The 23,023-nt window shown below is 55.3% G+C and carries 17 protein-coding genes; 14 read left to right on the forward strand and 3 right to left on the reverse strand.

Going from position 1 to position 23,023, the window contains the following annotated elements:
• Positions 1-272 precede the first annotated feature (272 nt).
• Entirely contained in the window at positions 273-1,433 is a 1,161-nt protein-coding gene (locus FF011L_RS07190) for a trans-sulfuration enzyme family protein (protein ID WP_246109898.1), read from the forward strand.
• On the forward strand, positions 1,430-2,605 hold the full coding sequence (locus tag FF011L_RS07195; protein WP_145350971.1) for a trans-sulfuration enzyme family protein: 1,176 nt from the start codon (positions 1,430-1,432) through the stop codon (positions 2,603-2,605). Before FF011L_RS07190 ends, FF011L_RS07195 begins: the two co-directional genes overlap by 4 nt.
• 397 nt (positions 2,606-3,002) lie before the next feature.
• On the opposite strand, the gene FF011L_RS07200 is transcribed toward FF011L_RS07195, so the two are convergent.
• Positions 3,003-4,010 (reverse strand): polyprenyl synthetase family protein, encoded by a 1,008-nt coding sequence (locus FF011L_RS07200; protein WP_145350972.1) that lies wholly within the window; start codon positions 4,008-4,010, stop codon positions 3,003-3,005.
• Between the two features lie 155 nt (positions 4,011-4,165).
• Between FF011L_RS07200 and FF011L_RS26210 the strand changes: the two genes are divergently transcribed.
• The 3 genes from FF011L_RS26210 to FF011L_RS07215 all read left to right on the forward strand — a co-directional run bounded on the left by FF011L_RS26210 (position 4,166) and on the right by FF011L_RS07215 (position 8,212).
• Positions 4,166-4,525 (forward strand): hypothetical protein, encoded by a 360-nt coding sequence (locus tag FF011L_RS26210; protein ID WP_218933069.1) that lies wholly within the window; start codon positions 4,166-4,168, stop codon positions 4,523-4,525.
• Positions 4,526-4,845: 320 nt separating this feature from the next.
• Positions 4,846-6,672 (forward strand): DUF1553 domain-containing protein, encoded by a 1,827-nt coding sequence (locus tag FF011L_RS07210; RefSeq protein ID WP_145350974.1) that lies wholly within the window; start codon positions 4,846-4,848, stop codon positions 6,670-6,672.
• Positions 6,673-6,913: 241 nt separating this feature from the next.
• On the forward strand, positions 6,914-8,212 hold the full coding sequence (locus FF011L_RS07215; RefSeq protein WP_246109788.1) for a DUF1501 domain-containing protein: 1,299 nt from the start codon (positions 6,914-6,916) through the stop codon (positions 8,210-8,212).
• A gap of 219 nt (positions 8,213-8,431) precedes the next feature.
• Here the strand turns inward: FF011L_RS07215 and odhB are convergent, their stop codons facing one another.
• Both odhB and FF011L_RS07225 read right to left on the reverse strand, forming a co-directional pair.
• Positions 8,432-9,724, reverse strand: coding sequence for a 2-oxoglutarate dehydrogenase complex dihydrolipoyllysine-residue succinyltransferase (odhB, locus tag FF011L_RS07220; RefSeq protein WP_145350976.1), 1,293 nt, complete (start codon positions 9,722-9,724; stop codon positions 8,432-8,434).
• A 61-nt stretch (positions 9,725-9,785) separates the two neighbouring features.
• Positions 9,786-10,166: a response regulator gene (locus tag FF011L_RS07225; protein ID WP_145350977.1), complete on the reverse strand. Its 381-nt coding sequence runs from the start codon at positions 10,164-10,166 to the stop codon at positions 9,786-9,788.
• A gap of 284 nt (positions 10,167-10,450) precedes the next feature.
• Between FF011L_RS07225 and FF011L_RS07230 the strand changes: the two genes are divergently transcribed.
• The 9 genes from FF011L_RS07230 to FF011L_RS07270 all read left to right on the forward strand — a co-directional run bounded on the left by FF011L_RS07230 (position 10,451) and on the right by FF011L_RS07270 (position 21,383).
• The gene (locus FF011L_RS07230) at positions 10,451-11,347 is read left to right on the forward strand and encodes a succinate dehydrogenase cytochrome b558 subunit (protein WP_145350978.1); all 897 of its coding nucleotides are present in this window, start codon (positions 10,451-10,453) and stop codon (positions 11,345-11,347) included.
• Positions 11,348-11,445: 98 nt separating this feature from the next.
• Entirely contained in the window at positions 11,446-13,431 is a 1,986-nt protein-coding gene (sdhA, locus tag FF011L_RS07235) for a succinate dehydrogenase flavoprotein subunit (protein WP_246109789.1), read from the forward strand.
• 7 nt (positions 13,432-13,438) lie between these two features.
• On the forward strand, positions 13,439-14,299 hold the full coding sequence (gene sdhB / locus FF011L_RS07240; protein ID WP_145350980.1) for a succinate dehydrogenase iron-sulfur subunit: 861 nt from the start codon (positions 13,439-13,441) through the stop codon (positions 14,297-14,299).
• A gap of 267 nt (positions 14,300-14,566) precedes the next feature.
• Positions 14,567-15,430: an Lnb N-terminal periplasmic domain-containing protein gene (locus tag FF011L_RS07245; RefSeq protein WP_218933070.1), complete on the forward strand. Its 864-nt coding sequence runs from the start codon at positions 14,567-14,569 to the stop codon at positions 15,428-15,430.
• Positions 15,431-15,720: 290 nt separating this feature from the next.
• Complete coding sequence (locus FF011L_RS07250) at positions 15,721-16,170, forward strand: hypothetical protein (protein WP_145350982.1); 450 nt, start codon at positions 15,721-15,723, stop codon at positions 16,168-16,170.
• A gap of 58 nt (positions 16,171-16,228) precedes the next feature.
• Positions 16,229-17,167 carry a DUF1559 domain-containing protein gene (locus tag FF011L_RS07255; RefSeq protein ID WP_145350983.1) on the forward strand — a complete coding sequence of 313 codons (939 nt, stop codon included), beginning with the start codon at positions 16,229-16,231 and terminating at the stop codon, positions 17,165-17,167.
• A 269-nt stretch (positions 17,168-17,436) separates the two neighbouring features.
• Positions 17,437-17,913, forward strand: coding sequence for a hypothetical protein (locus tag FF011L_RS07260; RefSeq protein ID WP_145350984.1), 477 nt, complete (start codon positions 17,437-17,439; stop codon positions 17,911-17,913).
• A 42-nt stretch (positions 17,914-17,955) separates the two neighbouring features.
• Positions 17,956-18,414: a response regulator gene (locus FF011L_RS07265; protein ID WP_246109790.1), complete on the forward strand. Its 459-nt coding sequence runs from the start codon at positions 17,956-17,958 to the stop codon at positions 18,412-18,414.
• Positions 18,415-18,818: 404 nt separating this feature from the next.
• On the forward strand, positions 18,819-21,383 hold the full coding sequence (locus FF011L_RS07270) for a DEAD/DEAH box helicase (RefSeq protein WP_145350985.1): 2,565 nt from the start codon (positions 18,819-18,821) through the stop codon (positions 21,381-21,383).
• Positions 21,384-23,023: the final 1,640 nt, after the last annotated feature.

A 23,023-nucleotide genomic window follows, 5' to 3' on the forward strand; every position in this document is an offset into this window, starting at 1 on the left:
TAGGACAATCGAGGTTAATGTTCAGGCATTTCGGCTTACCTGCGGTTTTCGCGGTCTCTGCACAACGCCCCGTTCTTTGCGATCTTTGCGAAATTTTTTCGTGATGCTTGCAATGAGGTTCCCTATTAAATCGCATTCCGTTCTTTATTGAGGACAGGATTACTATGGCCACAGGACTGCCGACTGAAATGGATTCAAACTCCCCATCCAAACCGGAAGCCACTGGCAAACCTTCAGGTTCCCGCCGCCACGTCCCCTCCAGCACTCAGGGGATGTCGACTTCAAGCGTCCATGCGGGGGAGCAGCGTCAGAAACCGGGGGATTCGATCACCGATCCGATCTTTTGTGCGTCGACATTCACTTTTCAATCGACTGCCGATCTGCTGGAATATGTGGAAGGACGCTCCGAACGCGAAGAGTACGGGCGTTACGGCAATCCAAACGAGAAAAGCGTCGAAGGAAAACTTGCTGCCTTGGACGGAGCCGAATCCGCGATCGTTTACAGTTCCGGGATGGCGGCGATCGTTGGGCTGCTGATGGCCAAACTGAATGCGGGGGACGAGATTGTCTTCTTTGATCAGTGTTACCACCGCAGTCGTGAATTCTGTGCAAAGCATTTGGCTCGTTTTGGTGTCGTGACCCGGCAGGTTCCAACAGGCGATTTTGCGGCAATGGAAGCGGCTATCAACCCTGCGACCAAGATGCTGGTCAGTGAATCCCCTACTAACCCCCATCTGACAACTGTCGATTTAGAACAGTTCGCTGCGGTTGGCAAAGCGCACGAAGTCGAAACCTTGATCGATGCCACGTTGGCGACACCCTACAACATTCGGCCGATTGAATATGGAGTCGACTACGTACTTCACTCAGCGACCAAATACATGGGGGGGCACAACGATTTACTGGCAGGCGTGATCTGTGGATCGGCAGAGAAACTGGAATCGGTCCGTTCGCTGCGAGGCATTTTGGGAGGCGTCAATTCGCCGCATAACCTGTACCTGCTTGAGCGGGGGCTGAAGACGTTTGAACTGCGGATGCAGCGTCACAACGAAAATGGGCAACGTATCGCCGAATTTTTGGAAGCCCATCCACGGGTCGCCCGGGTCTACTATCCCGGACTCCCTTCGCATCCTTCGCACGCGACGGCCGTTGCCCAGATGCGTGGGTTTGGTGGTTTGATCACTTTCGAAGTCGCCAACGCGGACTGGAAAGAAACGTCCAAGATTGTGGATGCCGCCCAGTTGCCGCGGATCGCTCCAAGCCTAGGGGGCGTCGAATCGCTGATTGAACAGCCACTTGTGATGAGCTACTTCAACTATTCCGCAGCCGAACGGAAGGTCTTTGGGATCGCCGATAACATGATCCGCTACTCCTGTGGCATTGAAAATTCTGACGATCTAATCGCTGACCTTGAACAGGCCCTGAAAGCATGAGCACCGAAAAAACGGACCAACTGAAATTTCGGACCCGAGCCATCCACGTCGGCAATGAAGTCGATGCGGAAACCGGGGCTGTCGTGCCGCCGATTCATATGGCCTCCACTTTTCAGCAGCCAGGGGCTGGGGAATGGGGTGAATACGATTACTCCCGAAGCGGAAACCCAACACGCGCGGGCCTGCAAAGAACTTTGGCGTCGCTCGATAGCGGCTGTGGCGCATTGGCCTATTCAAGCGGGATGGCTGCCATTCATGGCGTCATGATGCTGCTGGAACAAGGCCAGCACGTCGTCGCCGGTTGCGATCTTTATGGTGGAGCCTATCGGCTGCTGCACAAAATCTGCAGCCGATCTGGAATCGAGGTTACTTTGGTCGATCTGACCGACCTGGATGCCGTTCGAGCCGCAATCCGTCCTGAAACCAAGCTGTTGTGGGGCGAAACGATCGGGAATCCCTTGCTGTCGATTCCGGATTTAAAAGGTCTGGTGGCAATCGCCAAGGAACAGGACATCCTGTTTGGTGTCGACAACACGTTTGGAACCCCCGCGTTGATTCGGCCGTTGGAAATGGGGGTCGATATCGTGATGCATTCAGCGACGAAGTATTTGGGCGGGCACAGCGATTGTTTGGCGGGATCCATCGCCGTTTCCGATCCCGATTTGTTTGACCGTTTGTATTACATTCAAAATGCAACCGGTGCTGTGCTGGATCCGATGTCTTGTTTCTTGTTGTCGCGAGGGCTGAAGACCCTCGACCTGCGAGTTCGCGAGCAAACGAAAACGGCGGGACAACTGGCCGCTTGGTTGGAAACCGTTCCCGGTGTCCGCCGCGTCCTCTATCCCGGCCTGGAATCGCATCCTCAGCACGCGCTGGCAACCAGCCAGTTCGATGGTCACGGAGCGATCGTCTGTTTTGAAATTGATGGCGATTTCAAACAGACTGCGAAAACGTGCAAGGCAACCGAACTGTTTCGCTTGGCTGTCAGTCTAGGAGCGGTTGAATCTTTGATTGAACAGCCCGCGTCGATGTCGCACGCCAGTTACGATCCTGCAGATCGTGAACGATTTGGGATCACTGACCGGTTGATTCGATTAAGCGTCGGTCTGGAAGCGGTAGAAGATCTGCAAGCCGACCTGCTGCAAGCGATCAAGCAGGGCCTGGCAAGCTAGAAATGCGGTGTGCGATCTATTAGCTGGCGGTTTCCTAGCGGAATGCTGTGGGAGCAAGAAACGTCGGCCCCCCACGTCCCCTCGTCGGCTCGTCCGACAGGGACGCAAGATTTGAAATTAGAGATGGTCGCCCCCAGGTTATCGCATCCAGTTCGGATTGCCGCTTTCAGCGGCAATCCGAACTGGATGCGTTTTTTTAGCCATGCAAACTAATTTCAAATCTTGGCGTCATGCCAGGCAAGCTGGCATGGGGCCCATTCTCGCCGCCAAAACGACCATTTATAAATCGCACGTCCCCAGCGAAAGGCGACAAACACTAGACCGACACCCTGCTTGCCCGGGCGGATTCACCATCGGCGGCCGCTCTCCTGCTCGCGCCAACTACCGTCGCTCGTTTTTAGAAACGGCGTTCGATCGCAAATCGGGCGAAGTCACTTAGCAGTTGTTTGGCTGGAGAGTCCGGGAGGGCGGTCAGCGACTGGAGTGCTTGATCGGCGAACGCTTGGGCTCGGTCTTTTGTGTAGGATCGAGCGTCACTTGCCTGCAGCAACGGTTGCAGTTGGGACAGTCGCGATTCAGCGGGCCCCCGCAAGATTTGGATGATCTGCTGGTGCTGCTGCGGTGAACTGGTTTCAAGCAAGCGGATCATTGGCAGCGTCATCTTGGCTTGCAGTAGATCGGTCCCCAGCGTTTTTCCTGTCCGCTCGCTATCGCCCCATAGATCCAGGTAGTCGTCGGCGATCTGAAACGCGATCCCGAGTGCGTCGCCGTATTCTGCCAAGGCCGTCACATGCTCGGACGGGGCTCCAGCATACGCGGCACCCAGTCGGCAGGCGACTCGGCAAAGTTCGGCGGTCTTGCCTTGCACGATGCTCAGATAGTTTTCTTCGTTCAGGTCCAGTTCGTCGCGGCTGTGAACCTGTCGCAGTTCCCCTTCGCAGACGCGCCGTGCCGCTTCACCGATCCACTGGCAGGCAAGCGTATCTTTCAGGGTGGCCGCCAAGTAAAAACTTTGGGCAAACAGGTAATCGCCGACCAAGATGCTGGTCTGAGAGTCCCATTTGGCGTTGACCGTAGGGACGTGTCGACGGGTCGCCGCAGCGTCCAAGACATCGTCATGGACGAGGGTCGCCGTGTGGACCATTTCCATCACCGTCGCGATTGTAATGTGATCGTCCGTTGGCTCCCCGGCTGCATTTGCGGCCAGAAGTACCAAGGCGGGTCGCATCCGTTTTCCCCCCAGCATGGTCCCATGCTGAAGGATCGGCGTGAGCATCTCGAAGCGGCTTCGCAGTTCCCTGCGAAGGCGGGATTCGACCAGTTGCAGCGGTTGCTGGATCAAATCGAGTGAGACAACAGCCTGCGCACTGCGGAAAAGAGTGCTGGTCGATTTTTCGCTTTTCATCACCGTGTCCATCCGTTTATCCCGCAAGTGGAATGATACCGCCCTGGGGATAACCGAGGATTTTGCGGCCAGGCAACTGCCTAGCCGCAAGAAAGGCGTCCGATACAAATATTGGCGAGCAATTCAGTTGCTCAGCGGTTTTATTCTTTAGCGATTTGACGACCTATCGAGACTTTTTTCGCTTGGTCGGTTTCGCGACGCGTTTGCTAACCGCTTTTTTCTTGACGGAAACCTTCTTTGCAACCTTTTTGGCGACCTTTTTCGAGGTAGCACGTTTCTTGGTTACGGCTTTTTTGGCAGGTGATTTTTTCGCAGCGACCTTTTTGGCAACCGATTTCTTAGCCGCAACTTTGCGAGTGGTTGTCTTTTTCGCGGCCTTCTTTTTAACGCTGGCCTTTTTCGTGGTTGTTTTCTTGGCAGCTACTTTCTTTGACGCTTTCTTTGCCGTTCGCTTCGAGGCAGTTTTCGAGCTGGCTTTGGCATCCGAGAATGCGGCTGCCCAGCCTTCAGAATAAGCAGCATTAGTTCCGGTCCGCAGAATTGTCATCGTGTCGCAGGTATTGGGTTGGAGTTTAAATCGGTTATGGCCATTCTTTGGCCAATGTTGTCAAAGCGGTATCCTCTCAAAAGCATGGTTGTGCTGGCAAGGTGCCTGATGGAGAAAGTACGATGGATGTAGCAAAAAAAACGATGTCGTTGCCAAGATGCCGCTGATTTGAGCGAATAACCGCCGCCGACCCGGTTTTTTTGCCGTGGTGGTTGTTGCGGATGGCTGTACTGCAATGCGATCAGATCCTTATTGTTTCCCTCTTCAACTCTTGCGGATGTTCGTTTGATGCAAACTCCGTTGAACGATTCAGGCTCTTCAGAACGCGCACCCGATGACGCCGTTGCCGACGCCGTTGCCGACGTCGTTGTACACGGCTCCGGAAAGGACGCGTTCCCCGTAAGCAAGCGAAGCCGGTTGGCGAATCGTTTAAAGCCCTTCGCTCAGTGGGGAGTCATGTTCGGTTTGGCGGTGGTCGCAGGCGGCTACGTGGCAAGTGGACTGGGGACCCCCGCGATGCCGTACCCCGATCGATCGGCTGAAACCGAATCCGGTTTGCCGTTAGAAACGCAGCCTGTCAGCGTAAACCAGCAAACCGAGGGAAGTATCCAGGCGACCGCCAACGCAATCGATTCGGAATTTCAGCGACACTGGGCCGAACGAGACGTCCAGGTCGCGGAACCGGCTGACTGGCGAACGGTCTGTCGACGAATCGCATTGGCAACCGTGGGGGCGGGGCTGTCCATTGAAGAACTTCGATCCCTGGAAGGAGTCCCTGTAGAGGATCGTGTCGAGGTCTGTCTGAATCGATTGTTGGCGGATGAGAGGTTTGAGCACTACTGGGGCGAGCGACTGACACGCACCTTTCTCGGAACGGCCGAAGGGCCGCTGTTTGTCTATCGACGGCAGCGGTTTGTCAGCTGGGTCCGAGAGCAATTGCACAACAATCGGCGATACGATGCGGTCATTCGGGACATGGTTACCGCGGGCGGGATCGGCAACGACCAACCTCAGGTAAATTTCCTGACCGTCACGATGCAGGAAGGCGAAGGGGGCCAGCCCGATCCGATCGCGCTGGCGACGCGGACGACTCGGGCATTCTTGGGGATGCGGATCGATTGTTTGCAGTGCCATGACGATTTTCTTGGGACGATGGAATTTGGAAGTTCCAGCGACATCCGGCAGGGGACTCAACAAGATTTCCATCAATTGGCTGCGTTTTACAGTCCCGCACGATTTAGTGGTTTGCAGGGGATTCGCGATAAAGCGAATCCCTATGAGTACCAATATTTAGATAGCGACGAAGTCGAAGAGGTGCCGCCGATGGTCCCTTATGCAAGGGATCTTGTCGACGAAAGTTTGCCTCCGCGAAAGCGGTTGGCCGCATGGATGACGCATCCGGAAAATCGCCAAACCGCACGCTGCGTGGTGAATCGAATCTGGGCGTTGATGACCGGCAAGCCGCTGGTCGATCCGGTTGATGACATTCCGCTGCACGGTCCGTTCCCTCCCGCACTGGAAAGCTTGGCGGACGACTTTATCGCAAATGATTGGGATCTGCGGCGGTTGATCCGAGTGATCGTCGCGACAAGAGTTTTTCAGTTAGATAGCCGAGCCGATTTTCCGGTGACCGAACGGAATGAGCAGGCTTGGGCCCTCTTCCCCGTGACGCGTTTGCGCCCCGAGCAGGTTGCCGGATGCGTGATCCAAGCCAGTCGCGTGAAGACGGTCGACGCGGAAGGGTCATTTATTGTCGAATTGCAGAAGCTGCTTGAATCCAATGAATTTGTAAAGCGATACGGCGATAATGGAGTGGACGAATTTGATCTGGATGCCGTCACGATCACTCAGCGGTTGCTGATGTTAAATGGCAAACTGGTCGATGAGCACGTTTCAGAGAATCCAATCCTCAACGCTTGCACTCAGATCACGATGTTTGCCACGTCGAATGAAAAAGCGGTCGAAGCGGCTTACTTGGCATCGCTGAACCGGCTTCCCTCCGCGGCGGAAAAGAGTCTGTTCGTGAAACGCCTGGAAGAAAATTCAAAGCGGCAAGCCATGGAAGATATGTTTTGGGTGTTGTTGAACAGTAGTGAACTGGGGTGGAACCATTAGCGAAGCCAAGTACGTCAACGTTACTTAGCGGAACGGCGCAAGCCGTCCGGCAGGCTTCTTAGCGGAACGGCGCAAGTCGTCCGGCCTCTTTGATTCACACGTTTTTGCCGGACGGCTTGCGCCGTTCCGCTAAGGAGGAGGCTCCTGACGATGAAATTTTGCCTTGCCGGCTATTTGAATGAACGAACTCGCCCTGTCGTTTTGCGGACGTTTCTCCTCGTTTAACTGCGGACTAAAAATCATGCTTTGCAATCCTCGACAACACCTTTCCCGTCGTTCGCTGATGCGGTTTGCCGGCGGGGGGCTCTTCCTTTCGCCGTTAGCTGACCAGTTGGCATTCGCGGCGGAATCGACAAAGGGTAAGGAGCGTCCTAAGTCGGTGATTCTGCTTTGGATGCAAGGGGCACCAAGCCAACTGGAAACCTTTGACCCGCATCCTGGTACCGCGATCGGTGGCGAGGTTAGCGCTATTGCGACGACGACCAAAGGGCTGGAAATTTCGAATCTGTTGCCTCAAACCGCCGAACAGATGCACGTTGCCTCGTTGGTTCGTAGCGTGACCGGCAAAGAGGGAGACCACAAACGCGCGGTCTATAACATGAAGACCGGGTTCCGTCCGAATCCTAGTTTGACCCATCCATCGATCGGATCGGTCGTTTGTCATCAATCTCAAACCGGGGCCGATATCCCGCGTCATGTTTCGATCCTGCCCGCGGAATTGCCCGCGCGAGGAGGCTATCTAGGGCCGACCTATGATGCCTTTAAAGTCTACGATCCCGCTTCGACGATCCCTGACATCGAACGTCGGACCAGCCCCGAACGTTACCAACGTCGCGTTGAGGATTTGTTGGGAACGGTTGAAAGCGAATTCACGCGAGGCCGTTTGGCCAACATGGAACGCGAACGAACCTTGCACGCCACGGCAACGCAAGCGGCACTGAAGATGATGGACAGCGAGCAATTGAAGGCTTTCGATGTCGCGTTGGAAACGACCGATACGCAGCAAGCTTTTGGAGAGACGCCCTTTGGTCGTGGTTGTTTGGCGGCCGCTCGGTTGATTGAAGTCGGCGTTCGCTGTGTGGAGGTCACGCTGACCGGATGGGATTCTCACATCAATAACCATGAACTGCAGTCGTCCGCTTGCGAGACCCTCGATCCCGCGTTGGCATCCTTGCTGAAAATCCTGCAGGAACGTGATCTGTTGGATTCAACGCTTGTTGTCTGCGGCGGAGAATTTGGGCGGACGCCTGGCATCAACCCCGTCGGTGGGCGAGACCATTGGCCTCACGGGTTTTCGACGTTGTTGGCCGGTTGCGGGATCCGCAAAGGGGCGGTCTTCGGAGCAACGTCGAAAGATCCCGATTTGAAAACCGACAAACCTGTCCAGAAGAATGTGGCCGATCCCGTCACCGTCGCCGATCTGCATTCAACGATTCTGGCCGCGGTCGGAGTCGACCCCGAAAAGGTGATGCAGACACCGATCGGGCGACCGATGTCGCTAAGCGAAGGTAAACCGATCGCCGCAATTCTAGATGCTTGATCACACAATCAAGTTCGCAGCGGCGATGGGTTGGGAGTAGGCAATTGAACCTGGGCAATCGCATCAGGGCAATTGCGACAAGCATTGTGATGAGCGTCGCCCGCCAGCGTCGCTACCGTCGCCAGACGGTGGGATTGCCGGCTTGCCCAAACGCTGGCGAGCATCGCTGCTTCGCCAAGCGGTGGGCTGTCACTTCTGCTGTTGCTTAAGCACGATCCCCTAGACTTCTAGGAAAAGTCTTGCTGGATCTTCCATCACATCTTTGATGGTTTTCAAGAAGGAGACCGCTTCGCGTCCGTCAACGACTCGATGATCGTAGGTCAGGGCGACATACATCATTGGCCGGATCACGACTTCGCCACGTTCGGCAACCGGTCGTTCCTGGATGGAGTGGAGTCCCAGGATGCCACTTTGTGGCGGATTGACGATTGGCGTCGATAGCAGCGATCCGTAGATCCCGCCGTTGCTGATCGTGAAGGTTCCGCCATCCAGGTCGGCTGGTTGCAGTTGGTTGGCGCCTGCTCGTTCTGCAAATTCGGCGATGCTGTTTTCGATTCGAGCGAAGCTCATCTCTTCAACATTGCGAAGGACAGGAACGACCAAACCTTTTCCGCCGCCGATCGCGATCCCAATATCGTAGTAGTGACGCATTACGACGTTGTTGCCGCGAACTTCTGCGTTGACGGCAGGGAAGCGACGCAGTCCTTCAACGGCCGCTTTCGCAAAGAAGGACATGAATCCTAGTTTGACGCCATGCTTGTCAACAAAGGCGTCGCGGTACTTCTTGCGAAGTTCCATGACCGGACGCATGTTGATTTCGTTGAAAGTTGTCAGCAGGGCGGCGGTCTGTTGAGCTTCGACCAAACGGCTTGCGATGGTGCGCCGAATCATCGACATCGGCTTGATTTCTTCGCCTCGGTTGTGCCCGCCAGTGGTCACCAAAGAGGCGTCACGTACGGGTTGGCGAGGGGCCGCAGGAACGGCGGCCGGAGCTGCGGGGGGAGCGGCAGGTTTTCCTTGGCCGCTTCTCAGAAATGCCTGCACGTCTTCTTTCAGAAGGCGTCCGCCGGGGCCGGTCGCTTGGACTTGGGAGGCCTTCAGGCCAAAATCGTCTAGCATCCGCTGTGCGGCCGGCATGATTTTGTCGCCGTCGCCGGGAGCGGAGCTGGCTGCAGGGGCGGGAGCCGAAGCGGAGCCGCTTGCCGCTGGGGTTGCTGGAGCGGAATCGGCCGGGGCTGCGGTGCCGGGGGCTGCGTCGTTCGGAGCGTCGGCAGGTTCGATCGATGCGATGACATCGCCGACAGTCGCGAACTCTTCTTCTTGCTTAAGGACGTTTCGAAGGTATCCGGAAACCGGCGCCAAAATCTGGACAGAGGCTTTTTCGGTTTCGATTTCGACTAGGTCTTCGTCTTTGTTGACCCATTCCCCTTCCTGTTTCAGCCATTGGCCCACTTGGACTTCGCTGATCGATTCACCGACGGTCGGGATTTTGACTTCAATCACGTTAAACACGCTCGTGCTGATGGACTGGGAACGAAAAAACCAATTAATATCAAAAGATACCGGTTTTTGCTCAGCCAGCCCAGCCGTAGTGTTCCGCCAAACCCAGTTGGACGGTTTTCGCGATTTCAGCAAGCCGGAAAGGTTTTCCGATGATCCGAAAGACTCGCATCGCCGCAGCTTCGTGACGAATCGATTCGTCCAGGGCCGCTGACATCAAAATGCAAGGAAGCTGAAGCTGCGATTCACGCAGCCGCTCGATTAACTGCAGGCCCGACAGCCGAGGCATATGCACGTCAACCAAGGCAAGGTGGACAGGTGTGACCGCTAGCACTTCAAAAGCCTCCTGCCCATCGGCGGCAAGGATTACTTCGAAACCGATTCGCTCCATTGCCTCGGCCAAAGATTGGCGAAGCGCTTGGTCGTCGTCGGATATTAAAAGTCGAGGTGTCACGGGCTGACTCGCGGAAAGCCGAAGGGTATCATCGTCGCATGAGACACTGCCGCGATGGCAGGTTCGTTGCCGTCAAAGTGCGGTATGAACGTGAAGAGCAACTGCCGTGCCTTAACCGCATTTGGTATTGGCTCCTAACTACAATAGCCTAACGCTCAGCATGGCGACGTGAATAAATTTAGGAATCCCTTGCCTTGCGAAGCTGTCCGCTTTCTCTAGGATTGGTAACACGATCCTCAATGTCTTTTATCCCGACACCCGTCCTCTGATCTGGTTGCTGACGCGTGACCGAACCTACAAATCAAGATAGCTTTTACTGGCGGCATGAATTTGCCATCCGTCGTTTGCACTCGTTGACAGGAATTGTTCCTTTGGGGGCCTATATGGTCGTCCATTTGGCTACCAATGCCAGCGTTTTGAATGGTGCGGAGACATTTCAGCGAGCCGTTTATGGAATCCACTCGCTTGGCAAGTTGTTGCCAGTCGTCGAGTGGGGATTCATCTTTGCCCCCCTGCTTTTTCACGGGTTTATGGGCGTCTGGATCGCCAAAAACGGGCGGAGCAACGTCAGTAATTACCCGTACACGAACAACCGACGGTATGTTTGGCAGCGAGTCACCGGGGTGATCGCGTTGATCTTCCTGCTGACGCACGTTTTCCATCTGCACGGCTGGACCCATTTCCAATTTTGGCTGGACCAAGTGGCCCATCCGCTGGGGATGGCTCAGTTTCGGCCCTATAACGCCGCCTCCTCGCTAGCAAGAGCGATGGATAACTGGTTCTGGCCCACGTTTTACCTGCTGGGGGTCCTCTCCTGCGTTTTCCACTTGGCCAACGGTTTGTGGTCTTCTGGGATCACCTGGGGACTATGGATTTCGGCGGAAGCTCAACGCCGGGCCACCAAGGTTTGTGCCGTTTTTGGCCTGATTTTGACAGTTGTTGGTGTCAGTGCTTGGTGGGGGGCGATCTCGCTCGATCCTGAGAAGGCTGAAAAGATCGAAAACCGTATGTATCCCGCAGCGGTAGAAGCCGGTTTGGTTCCTTTCTCTGTCGAAAAACGGACTCAGCCCGATCCGGCTGCCGATGCCATCAAAAAATTCGATGGTATCGAATCAGAGGATGCTGCTGAAGAAACCGAAACGGCAGATGACGCCGCTGAGACGGAAAAATCGGCCGAGTAAGTTGTTGCTGTGCTGGCCTGCCAATGGGTGGCCGCACGCTCCTTCGAAAATATTTGTAAATCCATTTCAATCGTTTAAAACCCCCTGTGGGGCGTTCTATGAGTGCTCATCGAGTTGTAGTTGTTGGCGGCGGCTTGGCAGGTTTGTCGGCCACGATGAAACTGGCCGAACTAGGTGTTGCGGTCGACCTGATCAGTTTGACCCCGGTAAAACGCTCTCACAGCGTCTGTGCTCAAGGTGGGATTAACGCCTGCAATGACCAGACTCGGCAGTTGGGTGACACCGAGTGGAAGCATTTGGATGACACGGTTTACGGGGGCGACTTCCTGAATCATCAGCCTCCGGTCAAGGAAATGGCCTATTGGGCCCCCAAGGTCATCGAACTGATGGACCGCTTGGGAGTCCCTTTCAACCGGACCGGAGAAGGGTTCATCGATCGCCGGCGATTTGGCGGAACCCTTTATAAGCGAACCGCATTCTCGGGGGCCACGACCGGTCAACAGTTGCTGTACGCTCTGGACGAGCAGGTCCGTCGCCGCGAAGCCGAAGGCTTGGTCCGGAAATTTGAATTCTGGGACTTTTTGGCTCCCATTCAAGACGAATCCGGACGCTGCCGCGGTGTGGTCGCGCAAGATTTGAACAGCATGGAAATCCGGTCTTTCCCAGCCGATGCGGCGATCGTCGCATCGGGTGGTTGTGGCCTGATTTACGGTCGCAGCACGATGAGTGTCTTCTGTAACGGAAGTGCCGCAAGTCGCTGTTTCCAGGCAGGTGCCAACTATGCCAACGCCGAATTCATCCAAGTTCACCCAACGGCGATTCCCGGATCGGACAAACTTCGCTTGATGAGCGAATCGGCTCGCGGCGAGGGAGGCCGCGTCTGGGTTCCTCGCAAGCCACAGGACAGTCGCGATCCGATGCAAATTCCGGCTGCCGACCGGTATTATTTCCTCGAAGAACATTTTCCGGAATACGGGAACCTTGTCCCTCGCGACATCGCGACTCGCGAAATTTTTGACGTCTGTGTCAATGAAGGGTTGAGCGTCGAAGCCGATCGAATGTGTGTTTACCTCGATTTGACTCACATTGAACGCAAGGAACTGGACCGCAAACTTGGCGGGATCTTGGAAATTTATGAAAAATTCCAAGGCGTTAATCCTCGTGATACCCCGATGAAAATTTTCCCGGCCGTTCATTACAGCATGGGCGGGCTTTGGGCGGACTATGTTCGTTCCGCCGATGGTGGCCTGGAACCGGGCGCGCCGCGTAACCAGATGACCACGATCAATGGTTTGTATGCCATGGGTGAGTGCGATTATCACTACCATGGTGCCAACCGTCTGGGAGCGAACTCGCTTCTTTCCTGCATCTTTACCGGATTGTTTGCCAGCCCCTCGGTAATTGCACACGCTGAAAATGCAGGCGGGTCTTATAAAGACATTCCACAGTCGGTCTTGGATGGTGCGGTTGCCAAAGAAACCGAACGGCATCAGAGCTTGCTGAAAGGCGACGGAGATGAAAACCCCTACCTGATTCATCAGGAATTAGGGGATGTGATGACCCGTGCAGCAACGGTTGTCCGTCGCAATGACCAGTTGCAAGATGCGATCGGCAAGGTCGATGACCTGCATAAGCGAGCTAAACGGGTTCACTTGTCCGATGACGGTTCATGGACCAATCAAAACGTTGTGTTTGCAAAAGCACTGCAGGATATGTTCCCGCTGGCTAAGTGCGTGCTCGAAGGGGCGCTTCGCCGCGATGAATGTCGTGGGGCTCACTTCAAACCGGACTTCCAGAAGCCAAGTTTGACTTCCGAAGAACCAGCCGAACGACGTCGTCAAGCCGAAGAATGGTGCGACGCTTTTGAAGAAAATAATCGTAAATATCTAAAAACGACCGTCGCCAGCTGGAACGCCTCGACCGATAAACCCGATTTGACGTATGAAGATGTTGATACGTCACTGGTTCCGCCTCGGCCGCGCCTGTATGGCTTGGTCGGAGCTGAAGAAATCGAAAAAGTATGGCAGGAACGTGCCGCCAAGAAAGCGGAATCCTCTTCCAATCCCCCCGTCAACGCGGGCTAACAATCGCATGAACGACTCAAATAAAAACGCCCCGAGCGGTGCCAAGGCCCAGTTGCTTAAGGTCCGAGTCCGCCGGCAAGACGGACCTGGAAAAGAACCTTATTGGCAATTGTTTCATGTTCCACGCGAACCTGAAATGAACGTCATTAGCATTCTCCAGCGGATCGCTGCCATGGCCGAAACGGTCGATGGTAAGAAGGTTTCGCCGGTTGCTTGGGAATGTGGCTGCCTGGAAGAAGTTTGCGGCTCTTGCACGATGGTGATCAACGGACGGACGCGGCAAAGCTGCAGTGCGTTGGTTGTGAACCTACTGAAAGAGCAGCCCGACGAGATCGTCTTGGAACCGATGAGCAAGTTCCCGGTCGTTCGAGACCTTCTGGTGGACCGTTCTCGCGTCTTTCAGGCGTTGGAACGCGTTAAGGCATGGGTCCCCGTCGACGGATATTACGATATGGGCCCTGGCGAACGCCAAACAATGGCTCAGCAAGAACAGAATTATCCGCTTAGCCAATGCATGAGTTGTGGCTGTTGCCTGGAAGCTTGCCCTCAGTACGGGAAGATCGAACTGGAGCAAAAGTCGGGTGAATCGGATGAAGATTTTGCCGCTCGCAAGCATGAAGCCAACGACAAGGGATTCATCGGAGCCCACGCGATTTCGCAGGCCGTATTGTTTAACAACAATCCGGTTGGAAAAGTCCTTGCGAACGAACGGGTCGACGCGTTGACCAAAGCAGGGGGCGTTCAGGTTTGTGGCAATGCCCAAAACTGTGTCGCTGTCTGTCCGAAAGAGATTCCGTTGACCCAGTCGATCGCTCGCGCTGGACGTGCAGCAACCGTCCGAACCGTCAAGAAATTCTTCGACCGCTAGGGCGGATCGTTTGTGAAGTTCGCTGGTTTGGCTGTGGAGACACCGCCAGATTGCAATTGTCGCCCTTCGCTCGGAACGTGCGAAAGGCGACAATCGCTGAATCGACAACCCGCTTTGCGCCCTGAAGCAGAACCATTGCAGCAGGCGACGTATCGCTTTTAAGCATGCGAAACGCTGCTCTGGCGTTTCTGGATCGGCTTCTTTCGATCCCTTACGCGGCCGGATTGATCTTGCTTTTTAGTGCGAATGGTGCGATGGAATCCAATCATGGGTTATTGGAAAAATCGCATCGCTCTAATTTTGTTCGCGTTGGTACCGCTGTGCGCGGGCTGCTCACGCTGGACGGTTGGTGAGCGTCTAAGCCGCAGCCTTCCAGACGCCCTGAGAGGCGAACCGCAGCAGAATCGCCGCTGGCAGCCTCAGTTGGCTGTTCTTCCGTATGCGGAAATGACTGCAGAGGGGGCGACCATTCGCAACGTTCGCCAGTGTCGCTGGAAATCGGGTACCGAAGCGGTGGTCAAGCACCGTGACTGGAGAATTCGCTGGGACGATGTGGAGACAACCGATTTCATCATGGTTCCGTTTCCTGATTCGCCTTACCTGGCACACACCATGTTCAGTTTCGGCCTAACCGGTGGCCGTCAGATTGTCGTTTCGGTAGAGGCTAGGCTGGAAAAGGGGGAATCGTTCGGAGCCGTTGCAGGATCGGTTCGGCAATTCGAACTGATGTATGTGGTCGCTGACGAGGTCGATGTCCTTGGTCTGCGAGCCGAACAGCGCCGGGACGATGTTTTTTTGTATCGGACGGTCGCCACGCCAGAGCAATCGGTCGAGCTTTTGCGGAGCATGCTTCGCCGAGCGAACGGGCTGGCGGAATCACCGGAATTTTATGACTCGGTCGTCAATAATTGTATGACCAATTTGGTGGATCATCTGAACGCCGTAAAACCGGGAATGGTTTCGGCGTCTGTTGTCGGTCTGCTGCCTGGAACGAGCGACGCCTTTGCCTACGAGCTGGGGCTGTTGGAAACCGATCTGCCGTTCGAGCAAGCTCGTCAACAGGCAGCCGTTACACTGCGAATCCGTCAGTACATCGACGACCCCGATTTCTCGCAAAAAATCCGCCGTTAAGGTAGTCGCGTCGCTACGCTCGCCATAGCGTGGGCGGTGTGCGGGCCCGAAAGGGGCGACGTTAGAAATCGTCACGAATGAAATTCACCTTCCGAGCGAAGGGCGACAATCGCTAAATCGATGCCCGGGGGGGGCAAACGCATGCAATGTCGTGAAAAAAGCTTTGCAGACGAGCCAAATCATGGTTTTTTGAACCATTTAACTTCGTCATCCGTATAATACACGTGTTCTTGCTTGCGGCTTTGAATTGCTGTAGCACGCTGGCCACAATTGGTCTAATATCCAAAATTATGGATTCCCGTCGTTTCATTGCCGTGCTCGCGCTGAGTGCCTACCTCTTTGGAGGATGGCTGCTTCCGCTGACGCATAGGCATGATCATCAGGCCCATTTTCATGGGGTGGATGGCGTTTGCCTGACGGCCGACGGCTCCGATTCGCATGCGGGGCATTCCCATTCGGCAGCGGAATCCTGTCTGTCCGTTTGCAGTGCGGCCATCGATGATTCTGGGGCGGAATCGTTAGGTTCCGTCGGACAGCAACTTGCATCGCACGCAGCCTGCGAAGGGTTGTGCGTTCTCTGCCAGTCATCAACAAGGCAGTTTGTTGGCTCGCACGCTCTCGCCAGCCATTTTGTTTTGGTTCCGCGAACCGAATTTTGCTCATCTGTTAGCGATTCGGTCAAAATCTCTGCTTTCTCTTGTAGCGATCGACCTCGAGGCCCTCCTGCTCGATTGGTTTGAACTCTTTTGCGGCGATCGTCCGCGCTAACCAATCTGTTATTTTCGCAGGATTTATAAGATGAACTCAGGACCTCGTGCGCGCGGTTTTACTTTGGTGGAATTGTTGGTGGTAATCGCCATTATCGGCATTTTGGTCGGTTTGTTGCTTCCCGCGGTCCAGGCGGCTCGCGAAGCGGTGCGGCGAATCAGTTGCCAGAGCAATATGAAGCAAATCGCTTTGGCGTCGCATAACTATCACGACACCTTCGGGCGTTTTCCCGCCGGTTGGGAATCTGTCGGAACTTCAGGTTCGCCCGGTTGGGGGTGGGCTGCTGCACTGCTTCCTCAAATGGAACAGACGAATGTCCACGACCGAATTCAATTTTCGCTCCCCATCGATCATCCCGTTCATGCTTCGTTGCTTGAACAGGTGATTCCCTCCTATATCTGTCCCAGCGATCCAGGTCCTGACATCTTTTCGATCGGTGAATCCGAAGGGGATGGTCACGGCCATGGCCATGAGGACGAAGACGAACATGAAGAGGAAGGGCACGAGCACGAGCACGAAGTTGAAAACGTGGATCATACCGATCCGTTATTCCGAATTGCCAAAGCGAACTATGTCGGCGTTTTTGGGACCTTCGATTTGCATGACAATCCTTATGCCGGAGACGGATTGTTTTATGGAAATAGTGCTCATAAGTTTCGCGATGCGATCGATGGACTTAGTTCAACGCTGATGTTTGGCGAACGGAGTAGCAAGCTGGGTGGAGTCGTCTGGCACGGTGTGATCCACGAAGCAAATGCTGCGGAGGCTCGTGTCGTCGGAGTTGCGGACCACGTTCCCAACGATGCCGTTGGCCACTTCGAGGATTTCAGTAGCCAGCACCCATCAGGGGCGAACTTTTCGTTGGCCGATGGTGCGACTCGTTATCTTGCGGACACCATTGATTTAGAGGTGTTTCAGGCGTTGTCGACTCGTAACAATTACGAAGTGATTTCGGCAAACGATTACTAAAGAGGCGGCTCGTTCGAAGAAGGCTCTTCCGGGCCGGTTCCGGTCCCCTCGTGGGACAGGTATTGGCTGGTTGGGAGGCGGGTTAAGGGCTGGTTATGTCACCTCATGTGGCATTAATGGAATCCTGCCGGTCCCTTGTTGAGAAAGTTTTGGTTTTTTGAATCAAGAATTTGCTTGACGGCGGGGGTGCGCGACTCTTACGCTGAGGTTCTTGTCTGGGTGCATCCACCCAGGTTCCCGCGTTCGGGTCACCTTGGAGGACTCTTATCATGTCAGTGAAAACTGCCGTTGGAATCGTTAACGCTACGGTCACGGTCAACCCAGCCTTTTTGCAAGAGATCAAAGACAGTAACCTGGATCTCTGGCGGACCCGCGATGAAATCCACGCATGCTTCGAATCGATCGAGCCGCGTGCGAAAGTGGCAAGTCAATTAGTGCGTTTGCTGGATGACCTTCGTGATCATCTGGCTCTTCAGTTTGCACTGGAGGAGGCGTATGGTTTTATCACAGTCGCTCAAGAATTGGCGATGCCTGAAGCGGCCAACGCGAAACGCCAGCACTGCGCTCTCTATCTTGAGATTAGTGAACTCTGTGAGCGCGCCGAGGAATTACAATATCGAGGATTGGCGGCCGAGCAATTCGCGTTGATTGTTGAAGAGACGCGGCTATTTGATGCTCGCTGGGATGCTCATGAGCGTTTGGAGAGGCGGTTGGCGGACCGTTCTTGCAGTCGCGCATCACTTTAGTCCTGTTTGGTCGGCCCCCCGGTTCTCTGGAGACGTCTGCGAATGTTTATCGAATCATCCAACAACAAGCCGATGGAAATCCTTCTTGTTGAAGACGGGTTGTTAGACGCCCGGATCACAATCCATGCATTGCGTCGGAGCGGCGTTCGGCATCGTTTGACGTTGGTGCGTACGGCAGCTGAAGCGACGGCGTTCTTGGAGTGCGAAGGGGTTTTTGCTCGCGCTCCGAAGCCCGACCTGTTGCTGCTCGATCTGACGCTTCCCGATGGAGACGGAATCTCGATACTGCAGGCGATGCGAGACAAGAAAGGGGACCATTTGCCGCCTCCGCCCGTGGTGGTCCTGAGTGCTTCCGATGATGCGGAAACTCAGGCACGTTGTGCCGCGATGGGGGTGGATGACTTTATTGGCAAACCGGTCAATGAGGACAAGTTCCTGGAAGTTGTCAGGACTCACGAGAACCTCACCAAGTTCAGTGAACGGGAAGTTATGAGTGTCTGAGTGGTCGTTTGACACCGTTGGCACGCCTGTCATGGCATAATCGCTATATTCGGCAAGGCCGATGGTCGCTGCGTGATGCCGTATTTTTCAGCCTTTTTGCGAATTCGCTCCTATCGTTTCCAGGGCTGGTCCGTTACTGTATCTCCTCGTAACGAGCCAATCGAAGTATTCACAGCTTCGAGTTGAATCGCGTCTTGGTATGGATCAAGGCCGTTTGACTGATGCGAGACGTTTTCGCATCCACGCACCTAATGGGCTCGCCGGCGACAAGTCTTCTATGCATTCTCTCCGATTTCGGTCGGTTTCAGCATCTCCGGATACCCTCCGGTTCTGCTTGGTGAACGAAGCGAGTCGCTGTTTGTGCAGTGATTCGTGAACCGTGTCCGCTCATCGAGCCGCCAATAATGAATGCTGAAAATACGCCCGTACCGCAACCTGAAAGTGATATCGAACAACTGCTCATCGAGCTGGGACTTCGTGATCCTGTGGAAGTAGAACCTGCCGCTCCGGTTGCAAAACAAGCTGCTGCTCCGGTTGCTGAAGCCGCCGCTCCGGTTGCTGAAGTCGCCGCTCCGGTTGCTGAAGAAGCCGCTCCGGTTGCTGAAATCGCCGCTCCGGTTGCTGAAATCGCCGCTCCGGTTGCTGAAATCGCCGCTCCGGTTGCTGAAGTCGCTGCTCCGGTTGCTGAAGTCGCTGCTCCGGTTGCTGAAGTCGCTGCTCCGGTTGCTGAAGTCGCCGCTCCGGTTGCTGAAGCCGCCGCTCCGGTTGCTGAAGAAGCTGCTCCGGTCGCTGAAGAAGCTGCTCCGGTCGCTGAAGCCGCTGCTCCGGTCGCTGAAGAAGCCGCTCCGGTTGCTGAAGTCGCCGCTCCGGTTGCTGAAGTCGCCGCTCCGGTTGCTGAAGTCGCCGCTCCGGTTGCTGAAGCCGCTGCTCCGGTCGCTGAAGAAGCCGCTCCGGTTGCTGAAGTCGCCGCTCCGGTTGCTGAAGTCGCCGCTCCGGTTGCTGAAGTCGCCGCTCCGGTTGCTGAAGTCGCCGCTCCGGTTGCTGAAGTCGCCGCTCCGGTTGCTGAAGTCGCCGCTCCGGTTGCTGAAGTCGCCGCTCCGGTTGCTGAAGTCGCCGCTCCGGTTGTTGAAGTTGCTGCGGAACCTGAAGGGTTTGCGGCCATCGCCTTGCATCCGTCCGTTCAAGAGGCTGTCGAGAAATCGGGTTATACAATTCCGACCGACATTCAGGCCCAGATTATTCCTTACATGTTGGATGGCCGCGATGTTTTGGCTCAGTCCCAAACGGGAACTGGCAAGACGGCGGCATTTGCACTTCCGATTCTCTCTCGGATCGACACTCAGAAGGGGATCCCGCAGGTCTTGGTTCTGGCTCCAACGCGAGAGTTGGCGATTCAGGTTGCTAAGTCTTTTTCAACCTATGGCAGATTCGTTCAGGATTTCCGTGGCGTCGCGATTTACGGCGGGCAGGACTACGAAGCTCAGTTTCGTGCCCTTCGTCGTGGCGTGCAGGTTGTGGTCGGGACCCCAGGTCGCGTGATCGATCACGTCAAGCGTGGGTCGCTTGATCTAAGCCAGATCGAATGCTTGGTCTTGGACGAAGCGGACGAAATGCTCAACATGGGATTCTTGGAAGACGTCCAGTTTGTCTTGGACCAGACTCCCAAAGATCGCCAAGTCGCTCTCTTCTCGGCCACCTTGCCCGCTCCGATTCGCAGTATCGCTCAGCGATACCTGAACAATCCAGCGAAGGTCACCGTTGAGCGGAAGACGATGACAGCGGAATCGATCCGCCAGCGTGCGGTTCTTGTTCCTGTCCGCAATAAGATCGACGTCCTGCTGCGATTCTTGGAAATCGAGGCGACCGACGGCGTGATTGTCTTTACGAAAACCCGTGAAGCAACGCTTACCGTTGCAGAAGAATTGAATCAGGCCGGCCTGAAAGCGGTAGCTCTTAATGGAGACATGCCGCAGAAGACTCGTGAGCGTACGATCGACCAGCTTAAGAACAAGCAGCTGGATATCTTGGTCGCGACCGACGTTGCAGCTCGAGGGTTGGACGTGCCGCGAATCAGCCACGTCTTCAATTACGACCTGCCGCACGATGGCGAATCTTACGTTCACCGTATCGGGCGAACCGGACGTGCTGGCCGAAGTGGCGAAGCGATCATCTTTCTGACGGGCGGCCAGCGAGGCCGATTGTCCGGGATCGAGCGTTTGACCAATCAGCCAATCGAAATCGTGCAGGCTCCATCGGTTGATGAAATCAACGCTCATCGTATCGAACGCTTTAAAGAACAGATCACTGAAGTTAGTGCTTCGCAAGATCTGTCGCTCTTTAAAAAGATGATCGCTGAGTACGCAGAGGAAACCGAAAAGCCGCTCGACATGATCGCAGCAGCACTTGCTGAAATCTGTCAGCAGGGGCGTCCGTTCCTGATGAAGCCTCAGCCGAAAGCAAAGAAGAAGCAGCGAGAAATGGAAGATCGCGGCGGCCGCTCTGGTCGCGAGCGAGGCGAATTCCGTGGCGGGCGACCTGCAGGGAGACGTGTTGGGCCACCAGCAGCGGGCATGACTCGTTACCGGCTTGAAGTTGGAGCTCGCGATGGTGTTCAGCCAGGCAATTTTGTCGGGGCCATTGCCAATGAAGCCGGGATTCAAGGGAATTCCATTGGGCCGATTTCGATTCACGAAACCTACAGCACGGTTGATCTTCCCGAAGGAATGCCACGCGACATTTACCAAACGTTGCGGAACACTTGGGTCAGTGGCCGGCAGTTGCGGATTCGTGTTGCCGGAGACGAGGGAGCCGAAGGCGGTTTCGCTGGAAAGTCCAGCCATTCAAAGCCTTCCCATCATCAAGGCAGCGGGCATGGCGGAGGTGGCAAAAAGCCATTCCGAAAAAACAAAGCCAAGACCAAGGGACCTGCTCCGCACGCCAAAGCCAAGTTCCAAAAAGGCAAGGCGTAACCGCAGGAGGCCTAGCCTCTTAATCACGCAGGAGAGTCAGGCGGCGTGCCTCCTACTCTCCGCAAGCATCGTCCGGAGCGTCCGGACTTTTGGGGTGGGGGGTGCTGCGGCGCAAGTTCGGTGCCATCCTCTTTCTTAGCGGAACGGCGCGAGCCGTCCGGCCGCGCAACCTTTGATCGCCAGCGCAATCGAAACGTTCGCGCCGCGCAGCCAAGTCCCCGGGAAACGCCCGCTTGCTTAGGGGACGGGGATTTTCGCGAGGCGATTTTGCGGGGAGTGCTTATTTAACGTTCGGTATTTTCAAGCCGTTGAGTCGCTCCTTGCTCTGTCTCTGTCTGCCCCTCTCCCCCTGCCCCTCTCCCCAAAAACAAGCCCTTAATTTGCAGTCGATCGGCCGGGCTGACGAATGGATGGTCCGAGATCAAATCTGATGCAAACGTGCTTGCTTTTAGGGCGAGGGGAGCCAGGTTTTTATCCGTTGTAAATTCCAATAACCAGTCGCGCCACTTCTTAGCGGAACGGCGCGAGCCGTCCGGCCGCACAACCTTTGAACGCCGACGCAATCGAAACGTTCGCGCCACGCAGCCAAGTCCCCGGAAATCGCCCGCTGCTTGGGGTGAGGGGATTTTCGCGAGGCGATTTTGCGGGGAGTGCCTATTTAACGTTCGGTGTTTTCAAGCCGTTGAGTCGCTCCTTGCCCTGTCTCTGTCTGCCCCTCTCCCCCTGCCCTTCTCCCCAAAAACAAGCCCTTAATTTGCAGTCGATCGGCCGGGCTGGCGAATCTATGGTCCAATATCAAGCCTGATTTAAACGAGCTTGTTTTTAGGGCGAGGGGAGCCAGGTTTTTATCCGTTGTAAATTCCAATAACCAGTCGCGCCACTTCTTAGCGGAACGGCGCGAGCCGTCCGGCCGCGCACCCTTTGGTCGCTGGTGTAATCGAAACGTTCGCGCTATGCAGCCAAGTCCCCGGAAATCGCCCGCAGCTTGGGGGGAGGGGATTTTCGCGAGGCGATTTTGCGGGGAGTGCCTATTTAACGTTCGGTATTTTCAAGCCGTTGAGTCGCTCCTTGCCCTGTCTCTATCTGCCCCTCTCCCCCTGCCCCTCTCCCCAAAAACAAGCCCCTAATTTGCAGTCGATCGGCCGGGCTGACGAATGGATGGTCCGAGATCAAATCTGATTCAAACGTGCTTGCTTTTAGGGCGAGGGGAGCCAGGTTTTTATCCGTTGTAAATTCCAATAACCAGTCGCGCCACTTCTTAGCGGAGCGGAGCGGCGCGAGCCGTCCGGCCGCGCAACCTTTGATCGCCGGTGTAATCGAAACGTTCGCGCCACGCAGCCAAGTCCCCGGGAATCGCCCGCAGCTTGGGGGGGGGATTTTCGCGAGGCGATTTTGCGGGGAGTGCCTATTTAACGTTCGGTATTTTCAAGCCGTTGAGTCGCTCCTTGCCCTGTCTCTATCTGCCCCTCTCCCCCTGCCCCTCTCCCCAAAAACAAGCCCTTAATTTGCAGTCGATCGGCCGGGCTGACGAATGGATGGTCCAATATCAAACCTGATTCAAGCGAGCTTGTTTTTAGGGCGAGGGGAGCCAGGTTTTTATCCGTTGTAAATTCCAATAACCAGTCGCGCCACTTCTTAGC

The sequence above is a fragment of the Roseimaritima multifibrata genome (assembly GCF_007741495.1).
Classification (GTDB): domain Bacteria; phylum Planctomycetota; class Planctomycetia; order Pirellulales; family Pirellulaceae; genus Roseimaritima; species Roseimaritima multifibrata.

Coding starts and splice junctions, on each gene's coding strand:
- FF011L_RS07190 (WP_246109898.1), top strand. CDS start 273: ATGTCGACTTCAAGCGTCCATGCGGGGGAGCAGCGTCAGAAACCGGGG.
- FF011L_RS07195 (WP_145350971.1), top strand. CDS start 1,430: ATGAGCACCGAAAAAACGGACCAACTGAAATTTCGGACCCGAGCCATC.
- FF011L_RS07200 (WP_145350972.1), bottom strand. CDS start 4,010: ATGAAAAGCGAAAAATCGACCAGCACTCTTTTCCGCAGTGCGCAGGCT.
- FF011L_RS07210 (WP_145350974.1), top strand. CDS start 4,846: ATGCAAACTCCGTTGAACGATTCAGGCTCTTCAGAACGCGCACCCGAT.
- FF011L_RS07215 (WP_246109788.1), top strand. CDS start 6,914: ATGCTTTGCAATCCTCGACAACACCTTTCCCGTCGTTCGCTGATGCGG.
- sdhA (WP_246109789.1), top strand. CDS start 11,446: ATGAGTGCTCATCGAGTTGTAGTTGTTGGCGGCGGCTTGGCAGGTTTG.
- sdhB (WP_145350980.1), top strand. CDS start 13,439: ATGAACGACTCAAATAAAAACGCCCCGAGCGGTGCCAAGGCCCAGTTG.
- FF011L_RS07245 (WP_218933070.1), top strand. CDS start 14,567: ATGGGTTATTGGAAAAATCGCATCGCTCTAATTTTGTTCGCGTTGGTA.
- FF011L_RS07250 (WP_145350982.1), top strand. CDS start 15,721: ATGGATTCCCGTCGTTTCATTGCCGTGCTCGCGCTGAGTGCCTACCTC.
- FF011L_RS07255 (WP_145350983.1), top strand. CDS start 16,229: ATGAACTCAGGACCTCGTGCGCGCGGTTTTACTTTGGTGGAATTGTTG.
- FF011L_RS07260 (WP_145350984.1), top strand. CDS start 17,437: ATGTCAGTGAAAACTGCCGTTGGAATCGTTAACGCTACGGTCACGGTC.
- FF011L_RS07265 (WP_246109790.1), top strand. CDS start 17,956: ATGTTTATCGAATCATCCAACAACAAGCCGATGGAAATCCTTCTTGTT.
- FF011L_RS07270 (WP_145350985.1), top strand. CDS start 18,819: ATGAATGCTGAAAATACGCCCGTACCGCAACCTGAAAGTGATATCGAA.